Raw genomic sequence first — 16,652 nt, 5'->3', positions numbered from 1 at the left:
GCCCTCAACTTTTTACCTCCAAAGCCAGGAACAGGCATCTCTAAACTCACAGATAGAGCCCTCTAATACCCGGCCTCTAGCAAATCTTAAGTCCACATTCTTATATGGAGACCGTATGGAGGGGTTGATGTAGAGGTTTAGCCAGTTGACAGTATACGAGCTGGCTAGGAGTAGGAAGAGTAATAGATGCTTCTCCACCGAACCAGTACCCATCGACGATGTCCTGTACGCGATAATGGTGGCATTGGAGGCTCCATCGGGTGCGAACCGGCAGCCTTGGCGTTTCATCCTGGTAAGGGACCCCCGTGTTAAGGAGAGTTTGAGGCGGGAGGCTGAGAGGTGGGAGAAGAAGCTCCATGAGAGCAAGAGTATTCCGGAGTGGTTCGCCGAGTGGCTTAGAGAGCGCGGTATAACTTGGAGGAAGGAATTCCTCACGAGAGCCCCTATCCTTATAGTGGTTTTGGCGGATAAGAGGGCCCCTTACTCCAGGGAAAGCGTCTGGCTAGCCATCGGATACCTCCTCCTCGCCCTTGAAGAGAGGAAGCTCTCCTCCCTCACCTACACACCCACTAATCCCAAGGCTATCGCAAGGATCCTAGGGGTCCCGGACCAGTATACCCTTGAGGCGATAATCCCGGTTGGAAAGCCGGACTGTATCAAAGAGAAAGAACCCAGGATCAGCCTGGAAGATGCAGTCTATATCGATAAATGGGGTGTAAGGCTGGCCTGAGCGGTAGCAAGAGAATCATACCCTTCCTTTTTAGTGCAGCCGGACTTCCTTTGTCCTCTTACTATGTTTCACTAGCTTGTCGTAGTCGACTTCCACTCCAATTCCAGGCTTGTCCGGGGCTACGAGCTTGCTACCCGGCTGCAGCTTCCAGGGCTCATCTACAATGTCTTCCTCATAGTACCTGTCGCTCGCGCTTATGTCGGAGGGGTATGCTACTCCGGGGAGGGTGGCTAACGCTACAAGATGACCCCTGCCGACTCCGGTTTCCAGCATCCCTCCGATCCATACTGGCCTGTGTGCTTTCATGCTCCATATGTCGTGTATCCTGAGGGACTCAATTATCCCTCCCACCCTTCCTGGCTTGATGTTTATTATTCTCGCTGAGTCTAGGCGGAGGGCCGCCACCGCTTCCCTGTGGGACTTTATGCTTTCATCGAGGCACAGGGGGGTTTTGATCATGGACTGGAAATCCGCGTGTTCTAGGAGGTCGCTGTAGTGGAATGGCTGCTCTATCATTAGCAGATCGTAGTCGTCGAGCTTCTTCAGCCTAGGCCCGTCTAGGAGCGTGTAGGCTGCGTTCGCGTCTACCTGTAGGGGGATGTCCGGGTACTCCTTTCTAACACGGTCTACCACTTCAAGGTCCCAGCCCGGGGCGATCTTTATCTTAATCCTGGCATACCCCTGGTCTAGATAGTATGCTATCGCCTCCAGGAGCTCTTCGACGCTGTCCTTTATCCCAATACTAACTCCTACCCGGACCTCCCTCCTAACACCCCCGATAAGCCTGTATAGAGGCACCCCCTCCAGCCGCGCCTTCAGGTCCCAGAGGGCCATTTCTATACCAGCCTTCGCCATGTTATGACCCCTAACCCTCTCCGCGCTGGCGATGAACTTCTCGGGATCCCCGTCCTCTGGTATCATCTTAACGAGGAAGTCGAGTGCTATGTGCCAGGCAGTCCAAACAGTCTCGTAGGAGTACCAGGGACCCTCACCCGCTACTATCTCCCCCCAGCCCACCGTGCCGGATTCATCCTCGACCCCAACTATAATCGCGGGCCTAAGCCTGGTCTCGCCGAAACTAGTACGGAATCCAGCCTTTAACGGCATCCAGACCTCGTAGAATTGGACTCGCTTTACCCGCGTCATATCAGCCCCCATTCCAGCGTTACAAATTTTACCTTAAAAATACTATTTACTGTACCCGGTACACGGCTGGGAGCCTGGGGGAGGGTAGTTTCTGGTTTGGAAATTCGAATGATTGTAAGGGATAAGAAGAGGTTGCTTGCGATAGCCACCTCGCTACTGCTCGTAGTGTTAGCCGTTAGTGGCTCGATCATAGCCTCGGAGGGATCCCTCGCGAGCGTTGCCAGTGAAGCCTTGAAGCGGAGCCAGTCAAATATCGAGATAGAGGTTAGTTCGGCTGGCGGGGCTATAGGAAATTCTAGTTATACCCGCATCCTAGACTCCTATAGGCAAGTTGGATACACCTACTCTCGCCTCAATCTCGATAAGAATGCTATAAGCATGCGTGGGAGTCTCATCTACACGCCGGTAGCTGTCCACTATATATTGAAGAAGGGATGCATCCAAAGACGGTTTTAGAGAAGCAATACCTGTCAGCCTTGATGGGAAGACCGTCTACTACGCCCACCTCGCCCGCATCATTAGCAGGCGTAGCGGGAGCAGGGAGACCTTATGCCTCTACAAGCTTAGCCTAGGAATCGCGACTCCCCTCGAACCCAGCCCGCCACCGAAAATGAGTATTGTTGAGGAACGCCTACCTGTCGAGGGCAAGACTCCTATAGAGGCGGCAGTGTACACGGGCTTCGCAGAATATATGGGGTGGAGAACTGGAGATGTTGTAGAGTTTCTGGAGAGCAAGTTGAAGATCAAGAGCCTCGAGGATGCTATTAAAGACGAGCTAATAAGGCTAGGTGCTGGATCGGAGATAAGGTAGAAAAGGGGACACTTAAGCGTCTCTCCACCAGCCATCTAAGAGGTAGAACTTGGTTCACAGGGCCTCTTAACGAGGAGAGAGGCGAGTTCCCAAGCGATCTCTCCGAATACGGGCATTACTCTCGTGACAATGAGCTCCCTAGCCTTCTCTACGCTAGCAGTATCCCTTGGCGTGGACCCTATCATCCATAGGAGGCTGTCGATGTTAAGCTGTGGTATACCCGATTCCTCGGATACTGTCCTCCAAGCCTCCAATGCAGTCCTGGGGTCTCGAAGGATATCCCTCCATTCTCTAGCCGAGACCAGGCCGGAGGAATATGTTATGCAGGATATTCTCACGTCCACTGGTAATGGTATATCCCTGGGTGCTGGGGGAGGTGGGTTGAGAATGCTCCTCACCGCATAGTATGCCATTTTCGCGGAGAACACTATCGTCTTGCGCCATGGTTCCTGGCGTAGAGCCCTTGAGAGGGACCCTGTAAGCCAGCTTGCTGATGGAAGTATGTCTTCTGGTTTATTGTATAGCTTCTCCAAGGCCCCCCTCGCACCAGTACACGCCCTCCTCACCCTCTTCTCCTTAGCCTCCCTCTGGACTACTGCTCCCCGGCACTCCCGCAGGAAGGAAGCTACAGCATCACAGGCCTCTGGCAGGGACCCTCTCTTTCCAATAGAGAAGTAGTCCCCGTAGCAAGCCCACCACTCTTCACCCTTCATTGCTAGACGGTAGCTCACCAGGGCTACTAGGGCCGCGGTTACTGATGCCCATCCTGGGCCATGATTGGAGGAGACCCTTCTTACAGCGTGTAGTTGAGGATCCTCCTCCTCCAGCTCGAGTATCCTCTCCAACCCTATTTTTCTAAGGAGGGCTCCTAGCCTCCTCGCCTTCTCCTCGTCGACCCTCTGCCTCAACCCCTCATATACCCAGGGTGTGGTATGGTTTCAAACCGGTGATTTATAGGTGGCATTACCAGGAGACAAGGCTGTCCGCGCCGTCCCGACAGCTGGGGAAGGCCAGGTGCAGCCCGCCGGAGTGGATCTGCGGGTCCAGCTGGTTGAGAGGATTATGGGGGAGGGAGTCCTTGATATAGGGTCTAAGGTTATACCCGAGGGGGTCCCTGTCGAGCCTGTTGATGGGTGGTGGGTTCTTGAGCCTGGGGCTTATAGGGTAAGGTTCCTCGATGCAGTAGAGGTACCTGGGGATGCTGTCGGCCTGTGCTTTCCAAGGAGTAGCCTGCTGAGGATGGGTGCCTTCCTCGCATGCGCTGTATGGGACCCCGGGTATAGGGGTAGGGGGCAGGCTCTCCTCGTAGTCTATAATCCAAGGGGGGTGAGGATTAGGATGGGTGCTAGGATAGCTCAGATCGTATTCTTTAGACTGGAGGGGCCGCCTGCGAGCCTCTATAAGGGATCGTATTATGGAGAGGGCCTCTAAGCGATATTCGAGGTGCCTCCTGTATAATGATGGTTTTAGTCAAAAACTAAAATTGGGGCGAGAGGGTATAGTTTTCTAAGCCTATATCTTCTTCGAGAGGAACTTCTCGGAGAGATAGTTGTTGAAGTACTCGGGGTTCACGGGCTCTCCTGTAGCCTTCTCTACCAGGACTTTTGGCGGGAAGGTAGAGCCCCACCTGTGTATCTTCTCTCTTAGATGCTCTTTTATGGCTTGGAAGTCGCCCTCCATAACCTTCTCCGCGAGACCGTTGAGCTCCACATCGATCTTGGCCCTTATTTGTGCGGCGAGCACGTTTCCGAGAGTGTAGGTTGGGAAGTAGCCTATGCTCCCGTGGCTCCAGTGTATGTCTTGCAGGACTCCCTCCTTGTGGGTTTTCGGTCTTACTCCGAGCAGTCTCTCCATCTCATCGGCCCATAGCTCTGGAAGGTCTGAGACCCTGATCTCTCCGGCTATGAGGAGCTTTTCCAGCTGGTATCTTAGGTATGTGTGGAAGTTGTAGGTTACCTCGTCTGCCTCGACCCTTATCAGCCCCGGCCTGACCGTGTTCACGTACCTGTAGAGGTCCTCCTCACTATAGTTTCTAGTGAAGTCTACGTGCTTGTCTAGTATCTTCTTGAGGTGGGGGATGAAGGCTCTACTCCTCCCAATAATGTTCTCCCAGAACCTAGACTGGCTCTCATGCACCCCCATACTCACGCCGGTCGCGAGAGGGGTTGCCATGAGCCTCTCGTCAATCTGCAGCTCGTATGTTGCGTGACCGAACTCGTGAATCACGCTGTAAATCGTGTTCTTGAAGTCTACTCCCTCGTACCTTGTTGTTATCCTCACATCCTTGATTCCTAGGCCGATAGTGAAGGGGTGGGGGCTCACGTTTAGCCTAGCCCTGCTCCAGGGGTATCCTAGGAGGTCTAGTATCTCCTTGTTCACTTTCTCGAAGGGGTCCCTTTCATACCTCACCTTTTCCAGCTCATGATGGCTGGGATAGTAGCCTTCGCCCATCACCTTCTCGAGCACCATCTTCGAGTGGGGTATTATGGAGTCGTATACCTGGTCCATGTCCCTGATCCTCAACCCCTCCTCATACAGGTCTAGGAGTGCATTGTATGGGTGCTCCTCATAGCCCAGGTACTCGGCTGTTTTCCTACTAAGCTCTACTATCTTCTCGAGGTATGGCTTGAAAATGTTGAAGTCATCCTTCTCACGGGCTACCCTCCAAGCCTCGAAAGCCTCCTGGGTTACTCTGCTGAACTCGTAGACATGCTCTGGTGGAAGCTTCTTCATAATGGTTATCTCTCTATCCAGTACCCTAACGACTCCCTGCTCGTACTCGTTGAGACCCTCTATACCCTTTGCCTTCTCTACTAGTTCTACGAAGTCTGGCTGTAAGAGGAGCTTTTGACTCAGGACTGAAAGCTCTGCTCTAGCAATGGCCCTCTCACTGACGCCTTCGCGAGGCATATAGGTTTCCGAGTCCCATCCCATGAGCCCCATCGCATGGTTGAGGGCCCAGATCACCCTGTATTTCCTAATGATCTCCTTTACAACTTCGTTCTCGAACACCAATCCCGGATCAGCCTCCATGATGCAAGATAATAGGCAGGATGGTTTAAATCAGTGAGTAAAGGGCGGCGGGTTAAGGATTAAACTGAGTCAAGGAACCACTTGTCTAGGCGGTGGAGGAATTTTGGAGTCGTACAAGGTCACGGTGGGAAACATTGAGTTCATACTTGTCAAGGGTATAAAGTATACGGATACAGACGAGTGGGCTAGGAAGGAGGACGGTATTGTTAGGGTTGGTATCACTGATTACGCTCAGAAGAGGCTCACGGACATTGTCGGAGTAGAGCTTCCGGAGGTTGGAGCGAGAGCCAAGAAGGGGGAGGCAATTGCGACCCTCGAATCCATGAAAGCCACCGCCGACGTATATGCACCCGTCTCGGGGGAGGTTGTTGAGGTGAATGAAAGGCTCTATGAGGAGCCGGAGCTAGTGAACAAGGACCCTTACGGGGAGGGATGGCTCTTCGCTATAAAACTGGAGGACCCCTCCGAGTACGAATCGCTCCTAGATGACGTGGCGTACCTTGAAAGTGTTAAGAGGAGACACCACTGATCAAGACATACCTATTTAAACCTTATCGTTACTCGATCATGCGAGCCTCTGCTCTAGAAGTTATATAATAAGTCTATATACTATATTCTCCTAGACCAGCAATAAGCCTTCGGAGGGGATAGGCCCCCGTGTAAAACGTGGGTGCACAGAATGGCTGTGGTTGAGACTATAGAGCACGATGTCGTGATTCTCGGTACTGGGATCGCTGGGCTTCGAGCCGCAGTTGAGATTAAGCGAAAATACGGGGATAAGGTGGATGTTGGGCTAATCAGCAAGATCCAGCTAATGAGGAGCCACAGTGTAAGCGCTGAGGGTGGAACCGCTGCAGTACTGTATCCGGAGGAGGGAGACAGCTTCGCCCTCCACGCATGGGACACCATTAAGGGCTCAGACTTCCTAGCAGACCAGGAAGCTGTATGGCTGTTCGTCAAGCTAATGCCCGAGGAGATAAGGCTGCTAGAGCACTGGGGGATGCCATGGAGCAGGAGGCCCGATGGAAGAATAGCTCAGAGGCCCTTCGGAGGCCACTCCCACCCGAGAACAGCATTCGCGGCGGACAAGACGGGATTCTTCGAGATGCAAACCCTATACAATAAGCTTCTAGAGTATGATGGATGGGAAAGGTACGATGAGTGGTTCGGCACCAACTTTGTAGTCGAGGACGGAGAGTTCAAAGGCCTGTACGCCATAAACTGGAAGGAGGGCAGACTCTACTACTTCAAGGCCAAGGCTGCGATAATAGCCGCGGGAGGAGGCGGCAGGCTCTACAATTTCACCACATACGCCCACACAGTGACGGGCGATGGCGCAGCGATGGCATTCAGGGCTGGAGTGCCTATGAAGGACCCCGAGTTCTTCCAGTTCCACCCCACAGGCCTGGTGCCAAGCGGGATACTCATCACTGAGGGTGCGCGTGGAGAGGGAGGAATACTCCTCAACAATAAGGGAGAGAGATTCATGCTTAGACAGGACTGCGCACCAACCAAGGGAGAGCTAGCCCCAAGAGACATAGTGTCGAGGTGTGAGATGAAGGAGATACTGGAGGGCAGAGGCTTCAAGGACGAGGTTTCCGGGCTAGAATACGTGCTCCTAGACCTCACTCACCTGGGAGAGGAGAAGATCAACGAGAGGCTGCCAGCCGTTAGAGAGATCGCGATAAGATTCGCAGGAGTGGACCCGGTCGAGGAGCCGATCCCCGTGAGACCAGTAGCCCACTACACTATGGGAGGAATACACACCGACATGTACTACAGGGTGCTCGACGAGGAGGGAAGATGGATACGCGGCCTCTTCGCCGCAGGAGAAGTCGCCGCATCCAGCATTCATGGAGCCAACAGGCTGGGCAGCAACAGTACAGCCGAGTGCCTCACGAGCGGTAGGCTGGCTGGCATGCTAGCAGCCGAGTACGTGGTGAAGGGTGCGCAGGCTAAGACCGTCTCGAGGGAGAGACACCAGAAAGAGGAGGACTTCGTGTGGGGCCTCTTGAAGAGGGAGAGCGGGACGCCCAGCTATGAGATCAAGAGAGAGCTGAGGAAAACTATGGGAGAATACTTCTACGTGTTCAGGACCGGTGATGGGATGAGAACCGCTCTAAGCAAGATAGTTGAGCTCCGCAAGAAGTTCAGGAGCGAGGTATACATAGAGGACAAGAGTAGCGTCTACAACACTGACCTACAGGCTGCGATAGAGACCCAGAACCTACTAGACTTCGCACTAATGGCTGTATCCGCCGGACTAGCTAGAACGGAGTCGAGGGGAGCCCACTACAGGCTAGACTACCCGAAGAGGGACGATGAGAACTGGCTCAAACACTCTCTAGTACTCAGGGACGGCGAAGACGAGGTAAGGCTTCTCTACACTCCCGTCGATATTTCCACGTACAAGCCCGTGGAGAGGAAGTACTAGGAGGTGTTGGTCGTGGCCGAGAAGAAGGCCTTAAAGGAGAAGATGAACAGGCCCGGGTGGATTGCAAGCGTCAACCCCTGGGTGTTGAGGATCGTAAACAATCCTGAGAGGCTAGCCTTCGTCCTCCACAGGGTGACAGGAGTCCTAATGGCCCTAATAATCATGGCCCACATCTACGTCACAGGCACGCCGGCTAGAGTTGGCTGGGACGCGTGGGTCGAAGAGATATCAAAGGCACACGGCATTACTGCTGTAACCCTCTACTTCTTCTTCTTCGCCGGCATCGCTTGGTACCACGGATTGAACGGCATAAGACTCCTCCTAGTAGAGTTCTTCGGCGTATGCATTGGGAAGCCGGAAAAGCCTAAGCCGCCCTACATAGCCCCAAGCCTCAAGAGCTGCCAGAGGAAGCTACTCTACCTGGTGTTCGCGCTATGGATAATCCTTTGGATCGCAACAGGATATATTGTATTCGTATCGTGATGGAGGTGGATCGTGATGGCGAGTAAGAGGCAGTTGTTGCTCCAGTATGTTACCGCGATACTGTTGATCTTCCTACTCACCTGGCACCTAGTGATAAGGGTGCCAGCCCTTAGGGGGGTAGGTAGCTTCATGGAGACGCTGAGCCCTAACCTCGTGTACGGCGAGATCTCCGGCTATGGAATACTATTATTGATTTTCGCGTATTCAGTCCTACTCCACGGCTTCAACGGATTAAGAACAGTGCTTTTAGAGTGGACGAATGGCAAATATAATAAAACCATAACAGCTATTATCGTAATATTATTCATAGTATTTGCTTACCTTGCAACCCTTACAGTGGTAGGCACGGCTCCGCCCTCGTGAGGTGAAGGAAAGGTGTCGTTTGATCCAAAGGCGGCAACGAAGACCCCTCCCAAGAAGGTGATCTTCCGGATCAAGAGATACGACCCAGAGACGGGCAAAGAGTGGTGGGAGGACTACGAGGTTGAAACCTACAGGGGAATGACGGTACTCGATGCCCTCATCAAGATTAAGGAGGAGCTAGACCACACGATAGTAATGAGATACAGCTGTAGAATGGGTGTCTGCGGAAGCTGTGGCATGGTAATAAATGGGATGCCGAGGCTGGCTTGCCAGACCCAAATTGCCGAGGTCGCTACCGAGGCGAACCCCATCGTAACAGTCGAACCACTAAAGAACTACCCGGTTATAAGGGACCTGTTAACAGACTTCACAACATTCTTCGAGAAACACAAGAAGGTTAAGCCCTACCTGCTGAGGAAGAACATTGAGGAACGGGAAACTGGAGACTACGAGTACGAGATGACCCCGGAGGAACACTACAACATCTACGAGTACACTCTCTGTATATCCTGTGGACTATGCTACAGTGCATGCCCAGTTGCAGCTAGCACTGACCGCTTCCTAGGCCCTCAGGCTCTAGCCTATGCTTGGAGGTATATCGCTGATCCAAGAGACGAGGCGTGGCAGGAGAGGCTCGAGATGCTTGACACCGATGAGGGACCCTTCAGCTGCCACTACGCCGCCAGCTGCAGCGCTGTCTGCCCGAAGATGGTAGACCCGGCCGCGGCTATACAGAGGCTGAGGTCCGCACTAGTAAAGTATAGGCTAGGCCTGTACAAGAAGAGCAGGATCAGTCAGAAGGTAAAGCCGATAACAGAGAAGAAAGAGAGGAAGCCTCTACCCCCAGAGGCTCAGCCCGTCGAAGGAGTAGACCCGTGGAAGAAGAATGAGGAGCCCGTCCAGATCCCAGTAGAACAGCTTTTAACCGCTTAATCGAAACTATTCTTTTTATATTTTAAACTCAAATATATTATTTCCCTATGCAATTGAGAGTCCCGAATGTATGGATCGTACAGGAAAATACTCGATTGAACCTCTAGTACACTCTAATCCTCTTAGTGATATATGGTCTTTCCTCTGAGTCGTTGATGAAGTTCCTAAGAGCCCTCCGTATAAGCTCGGATTTGGATATCTTCTTCTTCCTAGCATATTCCTCCAACAGTTCAAGCAGGTCTTCTTCTACTTTGAATGAAACGACTCTCATGCTATCACCGGGTAATACGATCAATCCCTGTCATGTGATATATCTCCAGCGCTATTCCTATTCTAGTAGTAAACCTTACAGGATCCGACATATCACCGAAGCATTTAATAGGAAGACTATAGTATTATTCTTGTATGGGGAAGACACTTGCCGACAGTCCACATATCACTGCCGTCAAAGACATATGAAGAGCTAAAGAAAAAGGCGGGAGAGCTCGGTATTCAAGTAACTGATCTCGTAAAAATCTACATCAAGAATGGGCTGGAGAAGGGCTTCACCAGCAACTCATGCGAGAACAACCTGGAAACTATTGAGGCTAAGATAAAGATTCTCGAAGAAAACCTTAAGCAGCTGAGGAAGATGGTAATGAGGGCTGAGGGAAGGTATAAGGAGGCGCTGGAATACTATCAGTATCTGAATGAAAGAATAGACTTCCTAGAGGAAATGGTAGTGCCGTTGAGCCAGGCGAAGAGCTCTACTAGATCTTAGAGTTTGCAATCGAAGGCTGTACAGCCCCGCCTCATAAGCTTGCGTCTCAGCTCTCGTCTTAGCTCATCTAGCGGTACTGCCCTCGTCGATGGCGACTCCCTGAGCCTGGACTGTTCTAGTTCTAAGTCTAGCTCAGTTACGATGCAGTGCATGTTCAGCCTTTCCCTAGCCTGGCCTATACCGCGGGTTCCCACTACTGCCTTGGCTGGCTCGCTCCACTCGTATACTTTGTCTAGATCTAGAAGGTAGGTGGTTGCGGTTAGTGGGGATACTTCCACCTTTCTAGTTTTGCCCCGTATTTCTCTGATCCCGTATTCTCCCTTGAAGGCATATACTGGGATTTTTGAGGCTTCACTGTGGATGCTTTCCATTATCTTTGATATGTATTCTACCTCAAACCTGCTAAGTCCCAGTACCTCAATCAGACCGTTCTGCCTAGCTATCGCTGCTATGTATTTGAGAACTGTTGAGGGGGGAAGCTCTCCATCCGCGCCCGGCCCGTGTACTGCCACGAACCCCGGTAGCCCCGACTCCTTCATGCCTGCTAGAGAGATAGCATCCGCCAGGGGGCTCCACAAGTTATCCTCACAGCCAAGGGCTAGTATGTCTCCCCCTGTATCGAGTCCTACAACTGCCTCAACGCCTAGCACCTCGTTAGCAGCTCTAAGGGCCTGTGAGACTCCTGCCACACCCTTAGAGGCGTCTATGAAAAGTGTTTCCTCACCCATTGCCTGTGATAGTCTCGCGAGCTGGAATTTCACCTCAACCCCGTACCTGTAGGCTATAGTATTCCCATTGACTAGTGCAGCGCTCCAACCGATTGGCTCCGCGTCTATTAGAGCCTCTATTGGTATGGGGCCCGGGTAGGGGTCGATAGGGTATCTTTCCCAGACGAGGGACCCGATTATGGGCTTCGCTCCAAGCTTCTTCAGCTTAAGGTACAAGTGCACTGTTCCCAGGGCATCCCCGCCACCACCCGCGCCGAAGACGAGTATCTTCTCGTGTCTCTCCGCTAAGTCTGCCAGGCTCTTGTAGCTCACCTTAAGCCACCCTTATTCAATCCAGCCACGCATATAGAGGGGTTATGATTGCAAGACTATATCCCTAAACAATAACATAATAGCGTGGAGTATTGAAGTGGTGACTTGTCGAGTTGAGCAAGTACGATTACATAATTGTCGGCGCAGGTATAATCGGTTTAACAACCGCCTACTACCTTTCTGAGTGGGATAGAGGCTCGCGCATACTAGTCGTTGAGAAGGGCCCGGGCCCAGCCTCTGGAGATACAAGTAGAAGCGCGGCAGCCTTCAGGGTATTCTTCACCTCCAGGATAAACATGTATCTAGCCAAGTCAAGCGTGTCCTTCTACGAGGACATTCAGAGGTCGGGCTTCGACCTCTCCTTGAGAAAAGTCGGCTACCTTTTCGCCGTCAACGCGATCAGGTATGAGAAGTTGAAAACAGGCTTAGCCCACGCCGACAAGCTCGGCCTCGAATACAGGATTCTGGAGCCCGCCGAGCTGGGGGAAAAGCTTGGAATGAGGACCGAGGTTGAGGGAACGGAGGAGGCGGAGATACTAGGGGCTAGAGACGTTGTTGCGGGGATCTTCATTCCTCAAGCGGGCACCTTGATGGCCGACAGGCTTGCCACCTACTACTATGAGAGGGCGAAGAGTAGGGGGGTAGAGTTCGCGTTTGACTCGCGGGTAACTGGATTCATACTTGAGCCCAGGAAGCCTATTGGGATAGAGGGAGAGCCTTTCCCATGGCAGGATAAGAGGGTATCTGGCGTAATAGTTGAGGGAGAGAAGGAGTATAGGGCGAGGAAGAAGATCATTGTAGCGGCGGGGGCGTGGACACCTTATCTCCTCGAGCCAATAGGAGTTGACAGCTTCTCGAGGCCCAAGAAGAGGCAAATCTTCGTTATAAGGGCTGAGAATGAAGAGCAGAGGAGGGTGCTCTTCGCAAGAGGCTTGAACGAGTATGGAGTGGCCCCCATGATCATACTGCCAAACATGGCCTACATGAGGCCAGCCCCGGAAGAGGCCTCATTCTGGACAGGATACAGTGATGAGCTAGGCAGACCATTCACCCTCGAAGAGAACCCTGTCCCAGAGGAGAGATTCTACACGTACACTATACACCCCCTTATCAGCGTATACTTCCCCCAGTTCGAGGGTTCAAGGCCAGCAGGCATGTGGGCTGGCCACTACAATCTAAGCCCAAACCTGCAACCCGTAGTATGCGAGCCGGAGGAGTCGGACCTGGTTATAGCCGCTGGGACCAGTGGCTCTGGGATACTGAAGGGAGACGCGCTCGGCCGTATTACCGCTGCAGTAGCTCTAGGCTGGAGTAGTGTGAGGCTCTATGATGGAACAGAGTTCAACACTAAATGGCTCTCCTACCGAGAGAGGCACGTTGATAGAGAGTACCTAGTCATATGAAACAACCCCCCGCCGGCCCCCGGCCTCCGCACTATACCCCATAATTCTAGTAGCATTTAGAACTGGCCCCATCAAAGAGGATACTGGAGCCAACGAGGTAATCGGGGGCTCGGGCGAGGAACTTTATCACCTCCTTCAACTCCTCGAGGCGGCCAGCCCGTTGCAGAGGAGACCTAGACTCGACCTCTCTCCTCCAGTATTCCTCGGGATCTACTCCAGCCTTACTAGCGAGCCTCTTAATAGTCTCCACAGCCCCTGGAGTCCTAAAGCTTCCAAGCCTAAGGAGCACGGGTAGAACCCTCCCCTTGTACTCGTATGTAGCAGCTTTGACTAGGGCTTCCAGCCCCCTCCTCACAGTGTCTGCGAGGATTAGCCCCGGATGCAGCTCGCTGGTTGTAAAGCTGGATATAATGATTGCTCTCACCCTTTCATACTTTGAGGCGAACCGGAGGAGCTCGGAGGTTGAGGCGAGATACATTCCTGCGGCCTCAATCCAGTCCCTCCACTCTACGCTTGCTAGGGTGCACGGCTCGCATGAGGGGTTGCCATAATTTATCACCATGACCCTAAGGCTCCCTTGCAGGACCCGTTCTGATTCTATTATGAACCTCTTAACGCTCTCCTCCCTTGACAGGTCCAGTTGGAGCAATACGGCGTTAGGAGCCCCCCTCTCTAGCAGTTTGTCGACGACGCCCTTGCTCCTTGCAGGGTCCCTGCTCGTTACTACCAGGCTGTATCCTTCCTCGGCGAGGGCTAGCGCCGCCGTGTACCCTATACCGCGAGTGGAGGCTGTAACAATTGCCCAGGGCACACCTTGAACCCCTGTTTTAGGAGTATTAGGGGACTGTATTTCTAGAAGGAGTTTTAATTGGGGTGTGTGATTGTTATTGTTTCTTCACAAGCTTTATCTCTATTGCTGAGACCCTCTTCTTCTTGCCGCTGGGGTCTTCTAGCTCCTCGCTATAGATGTTTACTCCGGCGACCTCGGTGTTCTTCATGAAGAGGTTCTTTACGTTCTCGGCGACGTCTACTGCTTTGCATATGTTCATTCCCCTAGCCCTTATAATGACTTCCTCAGCCCCGTCGTTGAAGAGCCTGATTACTGCTAGGACATAGTTCATTAGATCCTTCCTACCCACGAGCACCACATTAGTCTGGTAAGGCTCCACCATACCTCGACACACCTACCCTTATCCTTCTAAACTTCCCTCCTCCCTAGTATTATAAAGGCATATGGGGATGAGGAGTAGGGACCCTCCGAAAGATAAGCTGGTGTGGAGGGTGTCCTAGGCCGACCTCTTCCTAGACGGCTCATGACTACTTGCCTGCACTTCCCCCCAGCTTCTCTTTGAGCCACTCTACCTCGATCTCGAGCCTCTTAATCCTCCTCCTGGGAGTGCCTGTCCTGGATAGGTCGTGGTTCTCTCCCGGGAAGAGTGCTAGCCTCGAGTCTACTCCCCTCACCTTGAGAGCCGTGTAGAGGGTTAGGGCCTGGTCTAGGGGGCACCTGTAGTCTTGGAGGCCGTGTATGATTAGAGTGGGTGTCTCAATCTTGTCTGCGTGGAAGAGTGGGCTTATTCTCAAGTAGCCCTCGGGGTTCTCCCAGGGAGTGCCTCCCACATGGTCTCCGGCGAAGTACCATCCGATATCGCTTGCGCCCCAGAAGCTTGTCCAGTTACTGCAGCTCCTCATTGTTATCGCCGCCTTGAAGATCCTCGTCCTTGTTATTGCATAGTTTACCATCCACCCCCCGTAGCTTCCACCAGCTATAGCTACCCTCTCGGGGTCGAGCTTATCGTATAAGCTTGGCGCGACGTTCGCGAAGAGTATTATATCGTCGTAGTCTATGGTGCCATACTTCCCCCTGATATCAGCGAATTCCTCAGAGTAACCGTCACTTCCATGCGGGTTCCCATAAACCACGGCGAATCCTGCCGCGCTGAGCACGTGGAACTCGAACATGAAGCCTCCTCCAAAGCTTGTCTTAGGCCCTCCATGCACGTAAAGGACCCATGGAACACACTTTGCGCAGTCACGCTCGCCTTCTGGAGGGAGGATCCATAGGTCTAGGGATCCATTGCTCCCCTCCACTATATTATGCATGGGCTCGGAGAGGCTTCTCTCCCTTTCGATCCAGTCGTTGAAGTCGGTTACTCTCACAGGTTCACCTCCACGGTATAGGTAGAGTTCCTTTGGAATTGTGGGAGTCATGTAGGTGTAGGCTATTACTGCATCTTCGCCGTTCACGTCGAACTCGTCTATCACTCCATTTCCTGCGTTGAGATAGGGGAGCGGCTCCCCTCCCGGCTTCACCCTGTATACGTGTACCTTTCCAGCTTCGTGGACGTGGAAGTACAGCCACCCGTTCTTATCCCATGCTAGCCCGTTAACGCATGAGGGTCCCCTAACGTCGCTGTTCACAGTGTTTATCGTGTTGAGGTCTAGAGCGCATGTCGCACACTCCATTTCCCCGGTATCAACGTTGAGGAAGTAGATTTTGTGATGCGTGACTAGGCCCTTCTCGAAGAAGTGTCCTCTAACGGCTATGATGTCCTCGGTTGGGCTCCATGCGAGGCCGCTGATGCTCATATCCTTCACTAGTACTTTCTCCGCTCCAGTCTCGATATCATAGATTACAATCTCCCCCTTGTAGGGCTCCTTCATGCTGGGATATCGTGCGTAGGCAAGATACCTGCCTGTTGGACTCCATGTGGGGTGAGCAGCGTTTACTCCGTCGGGAGAGATTCTGGTTACTCCCCCCGAGGGATAGGATACCAGGTAGACTGAGCTTGGCCTGTCAAATATCCAGCCTGCACCGTTGAACCATGGAGGAATAGTGTCTATAAGGAGAACTTCTCTCTCATCATATTTCTTCCAGTCTTCACCCACATGCCTCGACACTACAGCGATAAACTCTCCATTAGGGCTCCAAGTAGACTGAGATATAGGTTGCTTGAACTCTGCAAGCACCCATGGCTCGCCCCCCTCAGAGCTTAGAATCATAATCTTGCTTCCTCCATCCTTAGAGGTTCTTACAAAAGAAATCATTGTAGAGTCGTGGCTCCAGACAGGGCAAGTGTCCTTCGGGCCGCCAGTCACCGGCTTAAACTTATCCCCATCCGTCAACCATATTGCCGAAGAGTACTCCTCCCGGGAAGGCCTAGTCGCTACGAATGCTACCTCCTCTCCACTCGGAGCTACACGTGGATTAGAGACCAGAGTTATCCTATACAGGTCCCCGGGCTCGAGCGGCTTCCTCGAAGTCATGCCAACCCACTCCTCTGGACCATGTAAAGGACTATTACAAGAACAATAATAACTACGGCTAAAGCGGCCGCGACCACTGCCGCCCTACCACTTGTCCCGAATATGATGGGTATAGGCCCGATAAGTATGACGCCTCCACCCTCAACCTCCCCCTTAGACCCGATACTGATTAAGCTACCCGTTACAACCAGGAGTATCCCTACTATTACTAGGACTATCCCTGCTAGAACCAGCAGCTCTCCCTGCACA

Annotated in this window: 20 protein-coding genes; 11 read left to right on the top strand and 9 right to left on the bottom strand. The window is 52.6% G+C overall.

What is annotated here, in order from left to right:
• Positions 1-145 precede the first annotated feature (145 nt).
• Complete coding sequence (locus tag ACZ47H_RS03780) at positions 146-730, top strand: nitroreductase family protein (RefSeq protein WP_464933859.1); 585 nt, start codon at positions 146-148, stop codon at positions 728-730.
• Positions 731-760: 30 nt separating this feature from the next.
• On the opposite strand, the gene menC is transcribed toward ACZ47H_RS03780, so the two are convergent.
• Positions 761-1,876: an o-succinylbenzoate synthase gene (menC, locus tag ACZ47H_RS03775; RefSeq protein WP_464933858.1), complete on the bottom strand. Its 1,116-nt coding sequence runs from the start codon at positions 1,874-1,876 to the stop codon at positions 761-763.
• Positions 1,877-1,984: 108 nt separating this feature from the next.
• On the opposite strand from menC, the gene ACZ47H_RS03770 reads away from it, so the two are divergent.
• Complete coding sequence (locus ACZ47H_RS03770) at positions 1,985-2,332, top strand: hypothetical protein (protein WP_464933857.1); 348 nt, start codon at positions 1,985-1,987, stop codon at positions 2,330-2,332.
• Between the two features lie 154 nt (positions 2,333-2,486).
• Complete coding sequence (locus tag ACZ47H_RS03765) at positions 2,487-2,687, top strand: hypothetical protein (RefSeq protein WP_464933856.1); 201 nt, start codon at positions 2,487-2,489, stop codon at positions 2,685-2,687.
• Positions 2,688-2,722: 35 nt separating this feature from the next.
• Here the strand turns inward: ACZ47H_RS03765 and ACZ47H_RS03760 are convergent, their stop codons facing one another.
• Complete coding sequence (locus tag ACZ47H_RS03760; RefSeq protein WP_464933855.1) at positions 2,723-3,595, bottom strand: N-glycosylase/DNA lyase; 873 nt, start codon at positions 3,593-3,595, stop codon at positions 2,723-2,725.
• Positions 3,596-3,644: 49 nt separating this feature from the next.
• Here ACZ47H_RS03760 and ACZ47H_RS03755 point away from each other — a divergent pair, with 49 nt between their 5' ends.
• Entirely contained in the window at positions 3,645-4,118 is a 474-nt protein-coding gene (locus tag ACZ47H_RS03755) for a deoxyuridine 5'-triphosphate nucleotidohydrolase (protein WP_464933854.1), read from the top strand.
• Between the two features lie 81 nt (positions 4,119-4,199).
• Here ACZ47H_RS03755 and ACZ47H_RS03750 read toward each other — a convergent pair whose 3' ends face one another.
• Complete coding sequence (locus ACZ47H_RS03750) at positions 4,200-5,702, bottom strand: carboxypeptidase M32 (RefSeq protein ID WP_464933853.1); 1,503 nt, start codon at positions 5,700-5,702, stop codon at positions 4,200-4,202.
• A 118-nt stretch (positions 5,703-5,820) separates the two neighbouring features.
• Here ACZ47H_RS03750 and gcvH point away from each other — a divergent pair, with 118 nt between their 5' ends.
• The 5 genes from gcvH to ACZ47H_RS03725 all read left to right on the top strand — a co-directional run bounded on the left by gcvH (position 5,821) and on the right by ACZ47H_RS03725 (position 9,933).
• A complete protein-coding gene (gene gcvH, locus ACZ47H_RS03745) occupies positions 5,821-6,249 on the top strand; it encodes a glycine cleavage system protein GcvH (protein ID WP_464933945.1) in 429 nt (142 codons plus the stop codon).
• A gap of 150 nt (positions 6,250-6,399) precedes the next feature.
• A complete protein-coding gene (locus tag ACZ47H_RS03740) occupies positions 6,400-8,154 on the top strand; it encodes a succinate dehydrogenase/fumarate reductase flavoprotein subunit (protein ID WP_464933852.1) in 1,755 nt (584 codons plus the stop codon).
• 12 nt (positions 8,155-8,166) lie between these two features.
• Positions 8,167-8,637, top strand: coding sequence for a succinate dehydrogenase/fumarate reductase transmembrane subunit (locus ACZ47H_RS03735; RefSeq protein WP_464933851.1), 471 nt, complete (start codon positions 8,167-8,169; stop codon positions 8,635-8,637).
• A gap of 15 nt (positions 8,638-8,652) precedes the next feature.
• Positions 8,653-9,000, top strand: a complete 348-nt coding sequence (locus tag ACZ47H_RS03730) for a succinate:quinone oxidoreductase (RefSeq protein WP_464933850.1) — start codon at positions 8,653-8,655, stop codon at positions 8,998-9,000.
• A 12-nt stretch (positions 9,001-9,012) separates the two neighbouring features.
• The gene (locus ACZ47H_RS03725) at positions 9,013-9,933 is read left to right on the top strand and encodes a succinate dehydrogenase/fumarate reductase iron-sulfur subunit (RefSeq protein WP_464933849.1); all 921 of its coding nucleotides are present in this window, start codon (positions 9,013-9,015) and stop codon (positions 9,931-9,933) included.
• Positions 9,934-10,036: 103 nt separating this feature from the next.
• Here the strand turns inward: ACZ47H_RS03725 and ACZ47H_RS03720 are convergent, their stop codons facing one another.
• Positions 10,037-10,204, bottom strand: coding sequence for a DUF6290 family protein (locus tag ACZ47H_RS03720; protein WP_464933848.1), 168 nt, complete (start codon positions 10,202-10,204; stop codon positions 10,037-10,039).
• 147 nt (positions 10,205-10,351) lie between these two features.
• Here ACZ47H_RS03720 and ACZ47H_RS03715 point away from each other — a divergent pair, with 147 nt between their 5' ends.
• Positions 10,352-10,693, top strand: a complete 342-nt coding sequence (locus ACZ47H_RS03715; protein ID WP_464933847.1) for a hypothetical protein — start codon at positions 10,352-10,354, stop codon at positions 10,691-10,693.
• Here the strand turns inward: ACZ47H_RS03715 and ACZ47H_RS03710 are convergent.
• Complete coding sequence (locus ACZ47H_RS03710) at positions 10,690-11,733, bottom strand: DUF1152 domain-containing protein (RefSeq protein ID WP_464933846.1); 1,044 nt, start codon at positions 11,731-11,733, stop codon at positions 10,690-10,692. The genes ACZ47H_RS03715 and ACZ47H_RS03710 overlap by 4 nt on opposite strands.
• A 113-nt stretch (positions 11,734-11,846) precedes the next feature.
• On the opposite strand from ACZ47H_RS03710, the gene ACZ47H_RS03705 reads away from it, so the two are divergent.
• Positions 11,847-13,136 carry an NAD(P)/FAD-dependent oxidoreductase gene (locus ACZ47H_RS03705; RefSeq protein ID WP_464933845.1) on the top strand — a complete coding sequence of 430 codons (1,290 nt, stop codon included), beginning with the start codon at positions 11,847-11,849 and terminating at the stop codon, positions 13,134-13,136.
• 46 nt (positions 13,137-13,182) lie between these two features.
• Here the strand turns inward: ACZ47H_RS03705 and ACZ47H_RS03700 are convergent, their stop codons facing one another.
• The 4 genes from ACZ47H_RS03700 to ACZ47H_RS03685 form a co-directional block, all read right to left on the bottom strand.
• Positions 13,183-13,947 (bottom strand): SDR family oxidoreductase, encoded by a 765-nt coding sequence (locus tag ACZ47H_RS03700; protein ID WP_464933844.1) that lies wholly within the window; start codon positions 13,945-13,947, stop codon positions 13,183-13,185.
• 73 nt (positions 13,948-14,020) lie between these two features.
• Positions 14,021-14,308 carry a DNA-binding protein Alba gene (albA, locus tag ACZ47H_RS03695; RefSeq protein ID WP_464933843.1) on the bottom strand — a complete coding sequence of 96 codons (288 nt, stop codon included), beginning with the start codon at positions 14,306-14,308 and terminating at the stop codon, positions 14,021-14,023.
• A 145-nt stretch (positions 14,309-14,453) separates the two neighbouring features.
• On the bottom strand, positions 14,454-16,403 hold the full coding sequence (locus ACZ47H_RS03690; RefSeq protein ID WP_464933842.1) for a dipeptidyl-peptidase 5: 1,950 nt from the start codon (positions 16,401-16,403) through the stop codon (positions 14,454-14,456).
• Positions 16,400-16,651, bottom strand: coding sequence for a TIGR00304 family membrane protein (locus ACZ47H_RS03685; protein WP_464933841.1), 252 nt, complete (start codon positions 16,649-16,651; stop codon positions 16,400-16,402). Before ACZ47H_RS03685 ends, ACZ47H_RS03690 begins: the two co-directional genes overlap by 4 nt.
• Position 16,652: the final 1 nt, after the last annotated feature.

This window comes from Thermodiscus maritimus (genome assembly GCF_055382595.1).
Note: the sequence above shows the minus strand (reverse complement) of the source record. Positions and strands in the feature narration are given on the sequence as shown.